We start from the raw sequence: 14,892 nt of genomic DNA, 5'->3' as shown, positions 1-14,892 counted from the left end.
CAAAAGAAGTTATTGAGAGTAGAATGAAAGCAATATAGTTCAATATTTTTTCCAATTTCAAAGCAATGGTTTACAACTCGTTATATATTCACTTAAGATAATGTTATCCTGTCAAAACTCATAGACAACATTACTATAAAATTACTTTTATCAAATCTAAAAGTATTGTTTTTAAACGAATTTTAAATGCTGTTTCTAGAATAAAACTGAGCATTGTTAGCATTGTGTAAAGTAATTACATACAAACGTAACTATATACAACAGTAAAAAAGTGAAAGAGAGGCTTTTTAAAGCAGTAGAAAAGTAAAAAACAAAAGGTTTATTCTATTTTTTGTAAGTAATTCCTTCTTGTTTAAAGTTGCTGCCTAAATAAGAGCCTTTAAATTGGTAAGAGTTTTCTTTAAAACCTGTAATTTTTACAATAAATGGAATACTGTCTAGTTTGCTTTGAGGGTTTACTTTTCTCAATTCGTATTCAAAATCAGATTTCCAGGTAATAGAAAAAGTATCTACTTGATTTTTGTAGTGTTCTATTTGAAGGTTGTGAGTTCTAGAAAAGTATGAGCTGTCTTTACGAGCTCCTAAATAAGTTTTAAAATTACCTTCTTTAAAAGAAGCAATATTCGTTTTACTTCCTGTAGAACAAGAACCAAAAACGAATATTGCAAAGGTGTATATAACTAATTTCATCAATTAAATTCCTGTATAATTACTAGGTGTAATAACCTTTAATTCAGCTTTAATTTCATCAGAAACCTCTAAGGTATCAATAAAATTAGCAATGGTAGTTCCTGTAATTTTTTCATTTACACGTGTCAACCCTTTCAAAGCTTCGTACGGATTTGGATAGGCTTCTCTACGTAAAATTGTTTGAATTGCTTCTGCAACTACAGCCCAGTTGTTTTCTAAGTCTTTAGCAAAAGCATCGCGGTTAATTAACAATTTACTCAAACCTTTTAAAGTAGAAGCAAAACCAATTAATGTATGTCCAAAAGGAACTCCAATATTTCTAAGAACGGTAGAATCTGTCAAATCACGCTGTAATCTAGATACAGGCAACTTAATAGCTAAGTGTTCAAAAATAGCATTTGCCAACCCTAAATTTCCTTCAGAATTTTCAAAATCAATAGGATTTACTTTGTGTGGCATGGCAGAAGATCCTACTTCTCCTTTTTTAATTTTTTGCTTAAAGTAATCGTTAGAAACATAAGTCCAAACATCTCTGTCTAAATCAATAATAATGGTGTTGATTCTTTTTACAGCATCAAAAATGGCAGCCATATGGTCGTAGTGCTCAATTTGAGTTGTAGGAAAAGAGTGGTGTAAACCTAATTTGTTTTCAACAAAATCCGTCCCAAAAGATTTCCAATCAATATTTGGGTAAGCAACATGATGAGCATTGTAATTTCCTGTAGCTCCACCAAATTTAGCAGCATGAGGAACTTGTTTCAATAAGGTTATTTGTTGATTGATACGTTCTACAAAAACTCTAATTTCTTTTCCTAAACGAGTAGGAGATGCTGGTTGACCATGCGTACGTGCCAACATAGAAACATCATCCCATTCTGTGGCTAGTTCGTTTAATTTGGTCACAACAGTTTCTAATTCACTATCGTAAACTTCATCAAACATATCTTTAACAGACAACGGAATTGCGGTGTTGTTAATATCTTGAGAAGTCAATCCAAAATGGATGAATTCTTTAAACGGTTGCAAATCTAAGGCATCAAATTTTTCTTTTATAAAATATTCAACAGCTTTTACATCGTGGTTGGTAACGCTTTCAATGTCTTTAATTTTTTGAGCATCAGCAGAGGTAAAGTCTTGATATATTTTTCTTAAATCTTCATATAAGTTTGTATTAAAATCCTCTAATTGTGGTAATGGAATTTCACACAAAGCAATAAAATATTCAATTTCAACTTTTACTCTGTATTTAATCAATGCTTCTTCAGAATAGTAAGCAGCTAAAGATTCTACCTTTCCTCTATATCTTCCATCAATTGGAGAGATGGCATTTAAATTTGATAAACTCATGTTTTTGTAAAATATGTTTAAGCGACAAAAGTACATCAAAATAAGAAAAGTAAAAAGATGTTTTTATGTATACTTTTAACTTTGTATTTTTAAGCCATAAAAGTTGTAGGGATGGATGAAAAATTTCCGACTCATTTAAGCAGTTATTCTAAACAAAAACGATGAAATTTAATAAGTTTTTTCTAACCTTTTTCTTCTTCCCTCTATTTCTATTTGCCCAAGAAATTAACCAACTTGATGCGCAAGGAAATAGACATGGATATTGGGAAAAAAGATACGAGTCAGGTAGAGTACGTTATACAGGACAATTTGAGCATGGTAAAGAAGTAGGTGATTTTTATTTTTATGAAAACAAATACATCAACAACCGCCCAGATATCAAAAAAACATTTGTAGCCAATTCTAACATTGCAGAAGTTACGTTTTACAATGCTTTTGGTAATGTGATGAGCAAAGGTCAGATGCATGGAAAAAAGAAAGAAGGTCTTTGGGAGTTTTTTGATGCCAAAGGACATCTTATTTTGACTGAAAATTACAAAGATAATTTATTAGATGGTAAGCGTGTTGTCTATTTTGATGATGGAATTTTAGCAGAAGAAACTACGTATAACAACGGCAAGTTGAATGGAGTAGCAACTAGATATTCAGAAAACGGAATCAAACTGTTTGAAATGACCTATGAAAATGGAATTTTACACGGTCGTGCTAATTTTTACGAAGCCAATGGAAACTTAAAAGAATCTGGACTGTATTACAAAGATTACAAAGCCGGTAGATGGGATTATTACATTGATGGAGAATACATGGGGTATAAAGAGCCAAATTTGAAAAAAGACAAACCGTCTGATGAGGCTATTATGAAAAGTATTGAGAGTAAAAATCAGCCAGATAGACCTCAATATGCCAAGTTAACGGATGAGCAAATCTTGAAAAATATAAGAACAAAGCAAAAAGAAATTCAAGAATATGAGAAATTGTCTGACGAAGAGATTCTAGCAAATATTCAAGCCAAAAGAGAAGTTTACGAGAAAAATGAATATGAAAAGTTAACGGATGAAGAAATTTTAGAAAACATTCGTAAAAAACAAGTTGCTAAGGAGCCAGAATATGCTAAAATGACGGACGATCAGATTCTGAAAAATATTCAAGAAAAACGTGATGTTTACGAAAAAGAATATGCCAAGTTAACAGACGAAGAAATCTTGAAAAACATCAAGAAAAAACACAAAGGAAAAGACTCAGAATACGCAAAATTGACCGACGATGAGATTTTAGAAAGCATTCAATCTAAAAGAAAAACGTATGAAAAAGAGTACGTAAAATTGTCCGATGAAGAGATTTTAAACAATATAAGAACCAAACAAAAAATAGTAGAGCCAGATTATTCTAAATTGTCTGATGAGGAGATTTTAGAAAATATTCAAGCAAAAAGAGCTGCTTATGAGAAAAATGAGTTTTCTAAATTGACGGATGAAGAGATTTTAGAAAACATAAAAGCGAAACAGAACTCAGAAGAAATTGACTATTCTAAAATGTCTGATGAAGAAATTTTAGCAAACATTAAAGAAAAACGCAAAGAAGAAAATCCTACTTATACCAAACCAGAAGACAATGTGATTTTGGATAACATAGCTTCTAAAATGGAGAAATTCATCGAAGATAAAAAATTAGAAGATGCTGAGATTTTAGAAAACATCCGAAAGAAAAAAGAAGCAGAGAAAACACCCGTTGTCAAAAGAAAATTGACGGATGAGGAAATCTTAGAAAACATAAAAAGCAAAAAAGGAGAAACTACAGAAGAAGTAAAGAAACTAACGGACGAAGAAATTTTAGAAAACATCAAGAAGAAAAATGGCACAAAGTAGGGTGGTGTAATCTGTGCTACAAACTCAAATTTTTCATTCATGTTTCTTAAATAAAGTTCAGAACAAACTCTTAAATTTTATACTATCTTTGTACTCTTAAATTTTTTTGAATATGAAACGTGTTGTCGTTGGACTTTCAGGGGGAGTAGATAGTAGTGTAGCTGCGTATTTGTTACAGCAACAAGGATATGAGGTGATTGGTTTGTTTATGAAGAATTGGCATGACGATTCTGTAACCATTTCTAACGAATGTCCTTGGTTGGAAGATAGTAACGATGCTATGTTGGTGGCAGAAAAACTAGGAATCCCTTTTCAAGTAGTAGATTTGAGTGCAGAATACCAAGATCGTATTGTAGATTATATGTTTCAAGAATACGAACGCGGTAGAACACCAAATCCAGATGTGTTGTGCAATAGAGAAATTAAGTTTGATGTTTTTATGAAAATAGCATTAGACTTAGGAGCAGATTATGTAGCTACAGGGCATTATTGCCGAAGAGGAATTGCACAAGATACCCAAGGAAATGAAGTCTATCAACTAAAAGCAGGAGTAGACAACAACAAAGATCAATCGTATTTTTTATGTCAATTGTCTCAAGAGCAATTGTCCAAAGCTTTGTTCCCAATTGGGGAATTAACCAAGCCAGAAGTTAGAGAAATTGCCAAAGAGTTGGACTTGGTAACTGCGGATAAAAAAGATTCCCAAGGATTGTGTTTTATTGGAAAAGTACGTTTGCCAGAATTCTTGCAACAAAAATTACAACCAAAAGAAGGGGTAATTGTACAAATAGCTAAGGATTTTGAAGCTTATCAAAGAGACATTCCCACTTTTGCATCTAAAGAAGAAGAATTGGCTTTTTACAGTCAAAAATATACATATACTATAGATAGCGGAAAAACGGTAGCAAAACATCAAGGAGCACATTATTTTACCAAAGGACAACGTAAAGGTTTGGCAGTAGGTGGTACACAAGAACCTTTGTTTGTGATAGAAACTGACGTGGTAGAAAACGTGATATACGCAGGAGAAGGAAAACAACATCCTGGTTTGTATAGAAAAGTGTTGTTTGTTAGTAACGAAGAGTTGCACTGGATTCGAAAAGATTTGTCATTGAAAATAGGAACTTCTATGGAAGTATTGGCAAGAATCCGTTACCGTCAGCCTTTAGAAAAAGCAACTTTGTATCAAGTAGAAGATGGTATGTATGTAGAATTTGAAAATCCACAATCTGCCATTCAAGAAGGACAATTTGTTGCTTGGCATTTGGAAGATGAGCTTTTAGGATCGGGAGTAATTGCTTAATTTTGAAGTGAAACCCCACAAACACAATACTTATGAAAAAGTTCTTGCTGTTCCTTTTTATAACAATCAGTTATGCACAAGGGCAAGAACATGCTTGGGTTTATTTTAAAGACAAACCTGATGTATCGGTGTATACAAACAATCCTACTAAAATGCTTTCTGCAAGGGCATTAGAACGAAGAGCCAAACAAAATATTGCTTTAGATGAGAGGGATGTTCCTGTTGATACAAATTATATTTTAGAGGTTGCAAATAGTGAGGACATTGCACTTAAAGCCACATCTAAATGGTTGAATGCAGTTCATGTGTTTGGAAGTGAAACAGCAATTTTCAAGTTATTAAATTTAACCTTTGTGGCAAGTATTCAGTTTGCCAGTAAAAACGTAGAAACTACTTCTTTAAAAGTAACGTCTCAAAATAAAGTATCAAAAATAAATAAGGTTCAAAATCAATTTGAGTATGCGTATGGGGCTGCTGAAAATCAGATAAAAATGATAGGTGCTGATATGTTTCATAATCTAGGCTACCAAGGACAAGGAATGCAAATTGCTATTTTAGATCTTGGTTTTTCTGGAGTTAAAACGGCTAATGCTTTTGGCCATTTGTTGGATTCAAATCTAGAAAATGGAGAAATATTAGGAGGTTATGATTTTGTACATTCAAACAATAATTTTTACAGAGCAACAGAAACGGGAGTTACTCACGGAACCCAAGTATTGTCTACCATTGCTGCAATCAAAGAAAATGAGTTTGTAGGAACGGCTCCTAAAGCTAGTTTTTATTTGTTTGTAACGGAAGACGATACTAGCGAAACACCTTTAGAAGAAAGTCTATGGGTGCAAGCAGCAGAGAGAGCCGATAGTTTGGGAGTAGACATCATCAATAGTTCTTTGGGATACTATGAATTTGACGAAGATAAGTACAACTATTCTTATGAAGATATGGATGGAGAAACTACTTTTATCACCAAAGGAGCCAATATTGCAATAGAAAAAGGAATGTTGCTGGTAAATTCTATAGGGAATTCAGGGAATAATACGTGGAAATATCTAATCGCTCCCGCCGATGCTAAAAATAGTATTGCTGTAGGTGCGGTAGCTAAGAATGAAAGTTTGGCTTCTTTTTCCTCTTTTGGGCCTACGGCAGATGAAAGAATCAAACCAGAAACCTTAGCATGTGGTGAAAGTGTGTACGTGGTTAATGAAAATAACGAAGTAGTTTTGACCAACGGAACATCGTTTTCTAGTCCTATTGTAGCAGGGACTGTGGCTTGTTTGTGGCAAGCATATCCCAAGGCTACCAATTTAGATATAAGACAAATGATTATTGAACATTCTGAGAATTTTTATGAGCCAACAGATCAAGGTGGATATGGTATTTTAAGAATAGAGAGTTTGGCTTCAGAACTGCTAAAAACGAAATTAGAATACCCGTTTTATATCACTACATTTCACAATGGAAATGTGATTGGTTTTTATTTTTACAATGAGGAAGAACCGCAAGAGTTAAAGGTTCAGGTTTTTTCTGTATTAGGAAATGTTTTGGTAGATAAAAAAATCACGCCAATAGATAATCTGATTCAATTAAATAACTATGCAAGTGGTATTTATTATCTGAGATATCAGTTTGAAGGAAATAATGAATTGATGACGTTAATTAAAGGAGAATAATGCAAGATAATAGAATAACAAAACTGTTTGGAATAGAATATTCCATTATTCAAGGTGGAATGGTTTGGGTAAGTGGATATAAGTTGGCTTCTGCTGTTAGTAATGCTGGAGGTTTAGGCTTGTTAGGTGCAGGTTCTATGTATCCTAATATTTTTAGAGAACATATTCAAAAATGTAAAAAAGCAACTGACAAACCTTTTGGAGTCAACATTCCCTTGATGTATCCGTCAATAGACCAATTGATGAAAATTGTGATCGAAGAAGGAGTGAAAATTGTGTTTACTTCTGCAGGAAACCCTAAGTTATGGACAGCTAAGTTACAGGAACAAGACATAAAAGTAATACATGTGGTAAGCAGTATTAAATTTGCTCTAAAGGCACAAGAGGCTGGGGTAGATGCTGTAGTTGCAGAAGGTTTTGAAGCTGGTGGACACAATGGAAGAGAAGAAACAACCACATTTACGTTGATTCCTATGGTGAAAGAACAGATTCAAGTTCCATTGATTGCTGCTGGAGGAATTGCTACAGGTAGAGGAATTTTAGCAGCAGAAGTTTTAGGGGCTGATGGGGTACAGATAGGAAGTAGATTTGCTGTGAGTCAAGAGTCTTCTGCACATCAAAAGTTTAAAGAATTGATGACGGAATTACAAGATGGAACGACTCAGTTGACCTTTAAAGAATTGGCTCCAGTTAGAATTGTAAAAAATAATTATTTTCAAAAATTGCTAGCTTTGTACCAAACTCATCCCGACAAAGAAACATTGCAGGCATTTTATGACCATGCCAAGTTAAAAACTGGTATTTTTGAAGGAGATGTAGAAGACGGAAAACTGGAAATAGGACAAGTAACAGGATTGATTCACAATGTGGATACTGTGACCAATATTATGAAAGAAATGATTGCAGAATACCATGCTGTAAAACAAAAAATAAGCGAATAGAATGACAAATAATGATGTGTTTAGAAGATTGAAATATGCTTTCAATTATACACCAGAAGACTTAATTTCCTTTTTCAATCACGTAGGAGTTGTGGTAGAAAAAGAACAAATTTCTAAGTACTTAGAAAAAGATACGAAAGAAGTAGAGAATTTGTCTTTAGAAGACGAGCAGTTTGCGCATTTTTTGAATGGATTGATCATTCATTATAGAGGGAAAAAAGAAGGAGAGATTCCTGTGGCAGAAAAAGAATTGAACAATAATATTGTCTTGAGAAAATTAAGGATTGCCTTAAATTTAAAAGATACAGATATTTTAGCATTGCTAAAAACGGTTGAATTCAATTTTGGAAAATCAGAATTGTCAGCGTTTTTTAGAAAACCAGGGCACCATCATTATAAAAGATGTCAAGATCAGGTACTTAGGAACTTTTTAAATGCGTTGTATTTGAAAAACAATCCTAAAAAATAAGATTGCTTTTATTTTTTATAAATCTTCATATTCTTCAAGGTTTCGTCCGTTTTTACAGATAAAACATACACTCCTTTTGCAAGGTGATGGGTATGTATAGTCAAAATATTGTTGCTAATGTTTTGTGTGCTGTGATGTGTAAGTGCTCCTGCAATGCTGTTTATTGTAATTTCGGCTGTTTTGCTAGCATCCTTACCTAAATTTATTTCGATGGAATCTGTGAAAGGATTTGGACTTATTTGGATGTTGTTTTCATAATAAAATTGTTGAACATATGGTTCTTGACAAGCCTTATTTGTTGATATTTCTACCGAGTTTTTACCATTGTTTACAGCTAGTTGAATACTAGAATCTGAAGTAGCAAATAGTTGATTGTTTAGATTAACAGTATATCTTTCTGCTCCGGATAAATAATAAGTTACTGTTTTTTGTGAGGTATTGATATTACTCGCAACATTCAATTTGTTAGCTTGAGGGATATTGATGATAAATTTTTGTTCAAAACTGGCCAGTTCAGAACTGGTAATGGTCAATTCATAAGAACCTGAAGCTAGATTTTCAAAACTAGTGTTTTGTGTGAAATTTTTACTACTACTAGTTTCTTTAAGAGTGGCCAAATAGTTCAATTCTTTAGTAGCGGTTATTTCAAGAATTCCATTATTGCTGCCCTCACAAGTTTTACCAATAGCACGAATGCTAAAGTTGTCATTACCAACGGTCGTTCCTTTCTCAATACTTCTAATTATTTCTTTGTCAAAAGATTGAACCTGCAATGCGACACTACTTACGTTTCCTCCAGCATCAGGAAATGTTACTGCAATGGTATTGTTTTGTGACAAGATGGTATAAGGAACAGGAATTTCCAAAACTCCAAAAAACTGATCTCTTCCACTTTGGTCATTTCCTCTCCAGTTATCAGGAACGAGTACGTCATTTCCATTTACTTTTAGCAAAGGTTTTAAAGATTTTCCGTGAGCTCTTCCTATTCCCAATCTCAAAGTAGCTTCACCATAAGAGGAATTTACATTTACATTGTTGATGTGGAAGTTTAGAGTTTGATTGCTATTTATTTTCTGATTGTATGTAGTAGCATAATATTTAGTTTCATTCGAAACTTCTGGAATTACAACGTTTTTGTCAAACGTATATTCTAAAATAATACTTGCTTCTCTACCTATATTTACAGAATTAATGTTGTTGACGGTGTATTCATCCAGAGTAGGAATTCCATTGTTTTCAGCATGTAGGTGTTTTACAAGTATGGACTGAATGGTAGCATCTCCCAGTCCTTTTAGATTCAAATCTACCGTTCTAGCTTGGTGGTGCATGTTGTTAACAATTACATAAGCTTTGTTTCCATCAACATAAGTATCTACTTGCGTGTCTAAGTTACTTGCTTTGGTGTCTATTCTAGTTCCTTTTACATTTTTCCAAAAATCATAAAATTTTATCAATTCTGTATACACCCATTCTTCACCTGTTTCTCCTGCCAATTCCTTTTTTTGACGAAACAATCTATGTGCATATTTGATATCTGGATCAGTAGGGTGATTCCACCAATTGGCTTTTAAAATCATAAAAGGTAGAGCCTGTTCTATCACATTAGGTCTTTCTAAAAACTGCATAATCATTGTGTTAAAAGAGCGAATGTTGTTCCAATCTCTTTCTTTGGTGTAGACTTCTCCTTCGGTATTCAAACAACCGTATTCAGACAAACAAAAAGGTTTTATTTTCCCCAATTTCAGAATCTCATAATGTTCTACCATGTCTAAAATTGCCTCAATATTACTACCAGCTCTATATTGTCCTTCTTCAGAAACTTTCTGAACATTGTCGTACAAATGCAAAGAGAAAAAATCCATCTCTTCACCTGCAATATCTATAAAAGTTTTCCAGTTTTTATCCCAATGGCCAAAGTCAGCAGCTTCGTACGCAGGATGTGCAGCGCTGTAACCACCTACTTTTATTTCAGGGTTTAGTTCTTTGATGCGTTTGGCAACAACTCGAAACATTTCAGAGATATCAGCTCTTGTTGTTCCAATACTAGTTGCTTTTACAAAAGGTTCGTTCATTACTTCTACATAGGTCGGTTTTGGCTGTCCGTTCGTTCCCCCAGTTCCAAAAAAATATTTAAAATAATTGGCATAAAATTCAGCAATAGGAGCATAGTTCTCTTTTGCCATGATCCATTTTGCATTCTTAGAACCTATTTCGTGTTCTTCGTTAGGGTACATTCCTTCTTGTCCACCCATCATGTAACGAGCCAGTCGATTTTCATATTTGTGTTCCGAAACGTTGCTAATGTAGTTGTTGATGTTCTTTTGTCCTTCTGTTTGCAAGTTATCTATACTTGGCCATCCAGATTTGTTTGGATCTTGTTTTACATTGTTGTAAATCCATGGCAAAGAACCATTGTTACGACCTAAATAGATATCATAATTTTCTAAAACATCTTGTTTGTATGCTTCATTAGGCCATTCGTTATCGTCCAAACCTGCGTGAAGCAATATGTACTTTTCTCTATCAAACTCTGAAACACCATCTACTTCATGTTTGGTGTCTAAGTTGATGTCTACAATGTCTTGTGCAGATAAGGGTTGTAGCCCGATTACTGATATAAAAAATAAATAGGATGTAATTTTTTTCATAGCCAAATTTTTTGTTGATTACAACAAATGAGATAGAATTAAACTCCCGTTTTAAACTCAAATACAGAAGAAATAGAAATATTTCCTACAGCATCTTTGGTGTATACTCTCCAATAGTAAAAGGTATCTGCTTCTAAAGACAAACTAAGTTGATTGGTGTTTACCGTGTTTTGCTTTGTCAAGTTGTTTTCAGCTGTTCCAATATAGACATCGTATCCAGAAATGTCACTATCTAGATCTGAAGTTGTCCATTGTAACGTTACATTTTTAGAAGCTGAAGTAGCATTCATAGTTGGGTTTACTAGGGTTGCAGGATATGGAATGTGGTTTACAGTTCCTTCTGCAGCATTGTAAAAGTTCCACGTTTCGCTGTCATTAGTCAGTGTACTTTCTGAAGATTTTGAAATAACGAACCAAGAGTAATTAATTCCTCTTTTTATATTCAATTCCAGACTGTTGCTGGTACTGTTGTTTTGAGTGGTAGTATTGTCTTCTAAATTTTTTAGGATCAGTGTGTAGCTATCGGTGTCTTCAGAGGCTTTCCAGTTAAAAGTAACGGTACTTAGTGTGCTGTTATCTAATACACTTCCTTGGTTACAAGGTTCGTCTTTTGCAGGAGAAATTAAGATTGCTTTCGCAGGTTGAACAGGTTCAATTTTATCACTTCCGCCTCCACCACCACAAGAAATGGCAAAACTGATACAAATAAAAAATACACATTTTAACAATTTACTTTTCATAATTTAAACTCATTAGTTGAAGTTCAAATTTAATGTCTAAGTAATTGTTTTGACAACACACAGGGCTTGAAGTGTGAAACAAATAGTTTTTATTTGTTTTTAGTTTTTAATAAGAAAGTGTTATTGTATTTGTGTATTGATTGTAAATACCTTAATGAATATTGAGTTTTTATGCGAATTATTCTTCTTGGGTAAGTAGTTTAATTTCGTACATTTTTCTAGAACGATTGTTCAAAACATTTTCTCTCAACCAAGGATTCAATAATTTTATTTCTTTGTAATTGGTGTCAAATTTTTTAGCGAAACTAGCAATGTTGGTAATGGCTGTGTCTATTTTTACACTTCTGTATTGAGGTAGTTTGTACAAATCGTTTTTGTCGTATACAAATCCAAAATCGTAAGGTTTGCTCAATATTTCTTTGATCGCAATAATTCTAGGAACGTAGCGAGAGGTCTCGTCAGGCAATAACAAATCGTAATATGAGGTAACTTGTTGCTCAATCAACCTTCTAGATAAACCTTGAATACCAATATTGTATGCAGCTGCTGCTTCTGTCCAAGTCCCAAATTTCTCTTTGGCTTTTAACAAATATTGACAAGCTGCTTCCGTAGCTTTTTCCAAATGATATCGTTCGTCCACATTGTCATTTACTTCCAACCCATATTCTTTGGCTGTGGTTGCTAACAATTGCCAAAAACCTCTAGCTCCTGCGGGAGACGTAACATTTTGCAAACCACTTTCTATCACCGCTAAATATTTAAAATCATTAGGGATGTTGTGTTTTGCTAAAATAGGTTCAATAATAGGAAAGTATTTGTGAGCTCTTTTGATCAATAACAACCCATTGGATTGCCAATAAGTATTTACCAACAATTCTCTGTCTAGTCGTTCAACAATGTCTTGTTTGTGTAAAGGCACTACTTCTTGAGCAAACGTTAAATTTTCAGGTGTTTTAATGGCTTTGATGATATACGTTTCTCCTGTTTTTTTGGTAGAAGGTGTTGCCTTTATAAAAAACGGAACAAAAGCACCAATTACAACAATACCTAAAAGTAAAGAAACATATTTTTTCATAAAGTTAAATTTGATACAAAGGTACAATAATTAAGCCAAACTACGTAGAATTTCACGTTGTAGGATAGTACTTTGAGTAAGAATCATGGCATGAGTACCTTTGGGTATTACTTTAAAATTAGAGAGGTATTGAACAGGGAGAATAGGATCTTTATCACCATGAAAGTGCATGATATTTTGATTTTTAGATTGTTGCCAGTTTAAAAAAGTACGAATAGCCCATTGTGTATAAATAGGATTGCGAACAGGTAAATACTTTCTATAAAGAATCAGACTATTTTTAATTTTTTTGGGTGCCAATTGGTAGGTCAGTTTCTCTAATGTGTTGACAAAATTAGGAGAATACAATCTGTACAATTTGGTTTTTCTTAAAAATTGGAAAAGAGGTCTTTGTTCTTGTTCGTGTTTGATACTAGAAATAATGATGACTTTAGAATTATCGATTATTTTTCCTAGTTCTTGGGCAATGATGCCACCAAAGGAAACACCAATCAAAATAGGATTGGGCTCTGTAATCAATTTAGCAAAACGAGTTACATATTGTTCCAAAGGTTCATTTTTAGACAGAGGCAATAGCCACTCTAAGGAATGTACATGGTAATCTTCTTCTGGGAAATGAATGCGCTCAAATATTAATGAGCTGGCAGACATTCCAGGAATCAAGTAAACGTTTTTTTTCAAAATGAATCTTAAAGCAGTTCGCTCAAATTTACATTTTTTTCGATAGGTTTTTGTATCCAATCAAAACGAACACATCCATCTTCGTCTATTTCAGTAAGGGTTACTTGATGCAATTCATTCACCAAACTAGGATTCCAAGGTGTTCTTACTTTTACGTAGTTTTCAGTAAATCCGTTGATGTAACCGTCTTTGTTTTCACTCTCAAACAAAACAGTGTGTGTAGTTCCTAACTGACTTTCGTAAAAAGCTCTACGTTTTTTTACAGACAAACCACGCAACATCTTGCTACGTTTGGCACGAACATTTTTAGGAACCACTCCAGCCATGTTTGCAGCTTCTGTATTGTCACGCTCTGAATAAGTGAAAACGTGTAAATAAGATATGTCTAATTCGTTTAAAAAGTGATAGGTTTTTAAAAACAATTCATCCGTTTCGCCAGGAAAACCAACAATAACATCAACACCAATACAAGCATTTGGCATGGTTTCTTTGATGCGATTTACTCTATTCACATAGATATCACTCAAATAACGACGTTTCATTTTTTTTAGAATTTCGTCACTACCACTTTGCAATGGAATGTGAAAATGAGGCACAAAACTGTTAGAAGTACTCACAAACTGAATGGTTTCATCTTTTAACAAATTGGGTTCAATAGAAGAAATTCGCAAACGGTGAATTCCATCAACTTTATCCAATTCCTGAACCAATTCGTAAAAAGTATGTTCATGTTTTTTATTTCCAAATTCACCTTTTCCGTAATCACCAATATTCACTCCAGTCAACACAATTTCTTTGATACCTTTCTTAGAAATTTCTTTTGCATTTTTCAAAACATTTTCCAAAGTATCACTTCTAGAAATTCCACGAGCTAGGGGAATGGTGCAATACGTGCATTTGTAGTCACAGCCGTCTTGTACTTTTAGAAAGGCACGAGTTCGGTCTCCAATAGAATAAGATCCCACATAAAAATCGGCATCTTCAATTTCGCAAGAATGAATTTCTCCCAAGTCATTTTTTGACAAATCATTGATGTAATCAGTTACTTTAAATTTTTCTGTTGCACCTAAAACCAGATCCACTCCATCTACAGCAGCCAATTCTTCGGGTTTTAATTGTGCATAACAACCAACAGCAATTAAAAAAGCATTTTCATTTTTTTTCAACGCGTTTTTCACAATTGTTTTGAAACGCTTGTCAGCATTGTCGGTAACAGAACAAGTGTTAATGACATAAATATCAGCTTGTTCCTCAAAATCAACACGTGTAAAACCTTCGTCTTGAAAGTTTCTAGCGATGGTAGAAGTTTCAGAAAAATTAAGTTTACAGCCTAATGTATAAAAAGCAACTTTTTTTTGCGGACTCATTCTTGTAAATTTACGGGGCACAAAGGTAGTTTTTTTTCATGATAAGTACTTTATGATGAAGCTTGATTTTTAGGCGAGACAAATGGTAATAGATTC

12 protein-coding genes are annotated in these 14,892 nt (G+C 33.6%); 5 read left to right on the top strand and 7 right to left on the bottom strand.

All coding sequences use genetic code 11. The features are described 5' to 3' along the window. Window positions 1-324: 324 nt before the first annotated feature. Both Q4548_RS11935 and purB read right to left on the bottom strand, forming a co-directional pair. Window positions 325-690, bottom strand: coding sequence for a hypothetical protein (locus Q4548_RS11935; RefSeq protein ID WP_303455334.1), 366 nt, complete (start codon window positions 688-690; stop codon window positions 325-327). 3 nt (window positions 691-693) lie between these two features. Next, window positions 694-2,037, bottom strand: coding sequence for an adenylosuccinate lyase (gene purB / locus Q4548_RS11930; RefSeq protein ID WP_303455332.1), 1,344 nt, complete (start codon window positions 2,035-2,037; stop codon window positions 694-696). A 161-nt stretch (window positions 2,038-2,198) separates the two neighbouring features. Here purB and Q4548_RS11925 point away from each other — a divergent pair, with 161 nt between their 5' ends. The 5 genes from Q4548_RS11925 (at window position 2,199) to Q4548_RS11905 (ending at window position 8,285) form a co-directional block, all read left to right on the top strand. Then, window positions 2,199-3,902, top strand: coding sequence for a hypothetical protein (locus Q4548_RS11925; RefSeq protein WP_303455330.1), 1,704 nt, complete (start codon window positions 2,199-2,201; stop codon window positions 3,900-3,902). Between the two features lie 112 nt (window positions 3,903-4,014). Beyond that, complete coding sequence (mnmA, locus tag Q4548_RS11920; RefSeq protein ID WP_303455327.1) at window positions 4,015-5,205, top strand: tRNA 2-thiouridine(34) synthase MnmA; 1,191 nt, start codon at window positions 4,015-4,017, stop codon at window positions 5,203-5,205. A 32-nt stretch (window positions 5,206-5,237) separates the two neighbouring features. Next, window positions 5,238-6,875 (top strand): S8 family serine peptidase, encoded by a 1,638-nt coding sequence (locus Q4548_RS11915; RefSeq protein ID WP_303455324.1) that lies wholly within the window; start codon window positions 5,238-5,240, stop codon window positions 6,873-6,875. Beyond that, the gene (locus tag Q4548_RS11910) at window positions 6,875-7,816 is read left to right on the top strand and encodes a nitronate monooxygenase family protein (protein WP_303455322.1); all 942 of its coding nucleotides are present in this window, start codon (window positions 6,875-6,877) and stop codon (window positions 7,814-7,816) included. The genes Q4548_RS11915 and Q4548_RS11910 overlap by 1 nt, the downstream gene beginning before the upstream one ends. Window position 7,817: 1 nt before the next feature. Then, the gene (locus Q4548_RS11905) at window positions 7,818-8,285 is read left to right on the top strand and encodes a DUF1456 family protein (RefSeq protein ID WP_303455320.1); all 468 of its coding nucleotides are present in this window, start codon (window positions 7,818-7,820) and stop codon (window positions 8,283-8,285) included. Between the two features lie 8 nt (window positions 8,286-8,293). Here the strand turns inward: Q4548_RS11905 and Q4548_RS11900 are convergent, their stop codons facing one another. The 5 genes from Q4548_RS11900 to mtaB form a co-directional block, all read right to left on the bottom strand. After that, window positions 8,294-10,933 (bottom strand): T9SS type A sorting domain-containing protein, encoded by a 2,640-nt coding sequence (locus Q4548_RS11900; RefSeq protein ID WP_303455317.1) that lies wholly within the window; start codon window positions 10,931-10,933, stop codon window positions 8,294-8,296. Window positions 10,934-10,971: 38 nt separating this feature from the next. Beyond that, window positions 10,972-11,673 carry a fibronectin type III domain-containing protein gene (locus Q4548_RS11895; protein WP_303455314.1) on the bottom strand — a complete coding sequence of 234 codons (702 nt, stop codon included), beginning with the start codon at window positions 11,671-11,673 and terminating at the stop codon, window positions 10,972-10,974. Between the two features lie 178 nt (window positions 11,674-11,851). After that, window positions 11,852-12,748 (bottom strand): lytic transglycosylase domain-containing protein, encoded by an 897-nt coding sequence (locus tag Q4548_RS11890; RefSeq protein ID WP_303455311.1) that lies wholly within the window; start codon window positions 12,746-12,748, stop codon window positions 11,852-11,854. 30 nt (window positions 12,749-12,778) lie between these two features. Further along, the gene (locus tag Q4548_RS11885; RefSeq protein ID WP_303455309.1) at window positions 12,779-13,429 is read right to left on the bottom strand and encodes an alpha/beta hydrolase; all 651 of its coding nucleotides are present in this window, start codon (window positions 13,427-13,429) and stop codon (window positions 12,779-12,781) included. Between the two features lie 8 nt (window positions 13,430-13,437). Further along, window positions 13,438-14,796, bottom strand: coding sequence for a tRNA (N(6)-L-threonylcarbamoyladenosine(37)-C(2))-methylthiotransferase MtaB (gene mtaB, locus Q4548_RS11880; protein WP_303455307.1), 1,359 nt, complete (start codon window positions 14,794-14,796; stop codon window positions 13,438-13,440). Between the last annotated feature and the right edge of the window lie 96 nt (window positions 14,797-14,892).

Source organism: Wenyingzhuangia sp. 2_MG-2023, from assembly GCF_030548295.1.
In the GTDB taxonomy this organism is placed as follows: domain Bacteria; phylum Bacteroidota; class Bacteroidia; order Flavobacteriales; family Flavobacteriaceae; genus Wenyingzhuangia.
Note: the sequence above shows the minus strand (reverse complement) of the source record. Positions and strands in the feature narration are given on the sequence as shown.

Bases quoted from the DNA above. Each gene is read 5' to 3' on its own strand.
- Q4548_RS11925 (WP_303455330.1), top strand. From the start codon at position 2,199: ATGAAATTTAATAAGTTTTTTCTAACCTTTTTCTTCTTCCCTCTATTT.
- Q4548_RS11895 (WP_303455314.1), bottom strand. From the start codon at position 11,673: ATGAAAAGTAAATTGTTAAAATGTGTATTTTTTATTTGTATCAGTTTT.
- Q4548_RS11935 (WP_303455334.1), bottom strand. From the start codon at position 690: ATGAAATTAGTTATATACACCTTTGCAATATTCGTTTTTGGTTCTTGT.
- Q4548_RS11915 (WP_303455324.1), top strand. From the start codon at position 5,238: ATGAAAAAGTTCTTGCTGTTCCTTTTTATAACAATCAGTTATGCACAA.
- Q4548_RS11910 (WP_303455322.1), top strand. From the start codon at position 6,875: ATGCAAGATAATAGAATAACAAAACTGTTTGGAATAGAATATTCCATT.
- Q4548_RS11905 (WP_303455320.1), top strand. From the start codon at position 7,818: ATGACAAATAATGATGTGTTTAGAAGATTGAAATATGCTTTCAATTAT.
- purB (WP_303455332.1), bottom strand. From the start codon at position 2,037: ATGAGTTTATCAAATTTAAATGCCATCTCTCCAATTGATGGAAGATAT.
- mtaB (WP_303455307.1), bottom strand. From the start codon at position 14,796: ATGAGTCCGCAAAAAAAAGTTGCTTTTTATACATTAGGCTGTAAACTT.
- Q4548_RS11890 (WP_303455311.1), bottom strand. From the start codon at position 12,748: ATGAAAAAATATGTTTCTTTACTTTTAGGTATTGTTGTAATTGGTGCT.
- Q4548_RS11900 (WP_303455317.1), bottom strand. From the start codon at position 10,933: ATGAAAAAAATTACATCCTATTTATTTTTTATATCAGTAATCGGGCTA.
- mnmA (WP_303455327.1), top strand. From the start codon at position 4,015: ATGAAACGTGTTGTCGTTGGACTTTCAGGGGGAGTAGATAGTAGTGTA.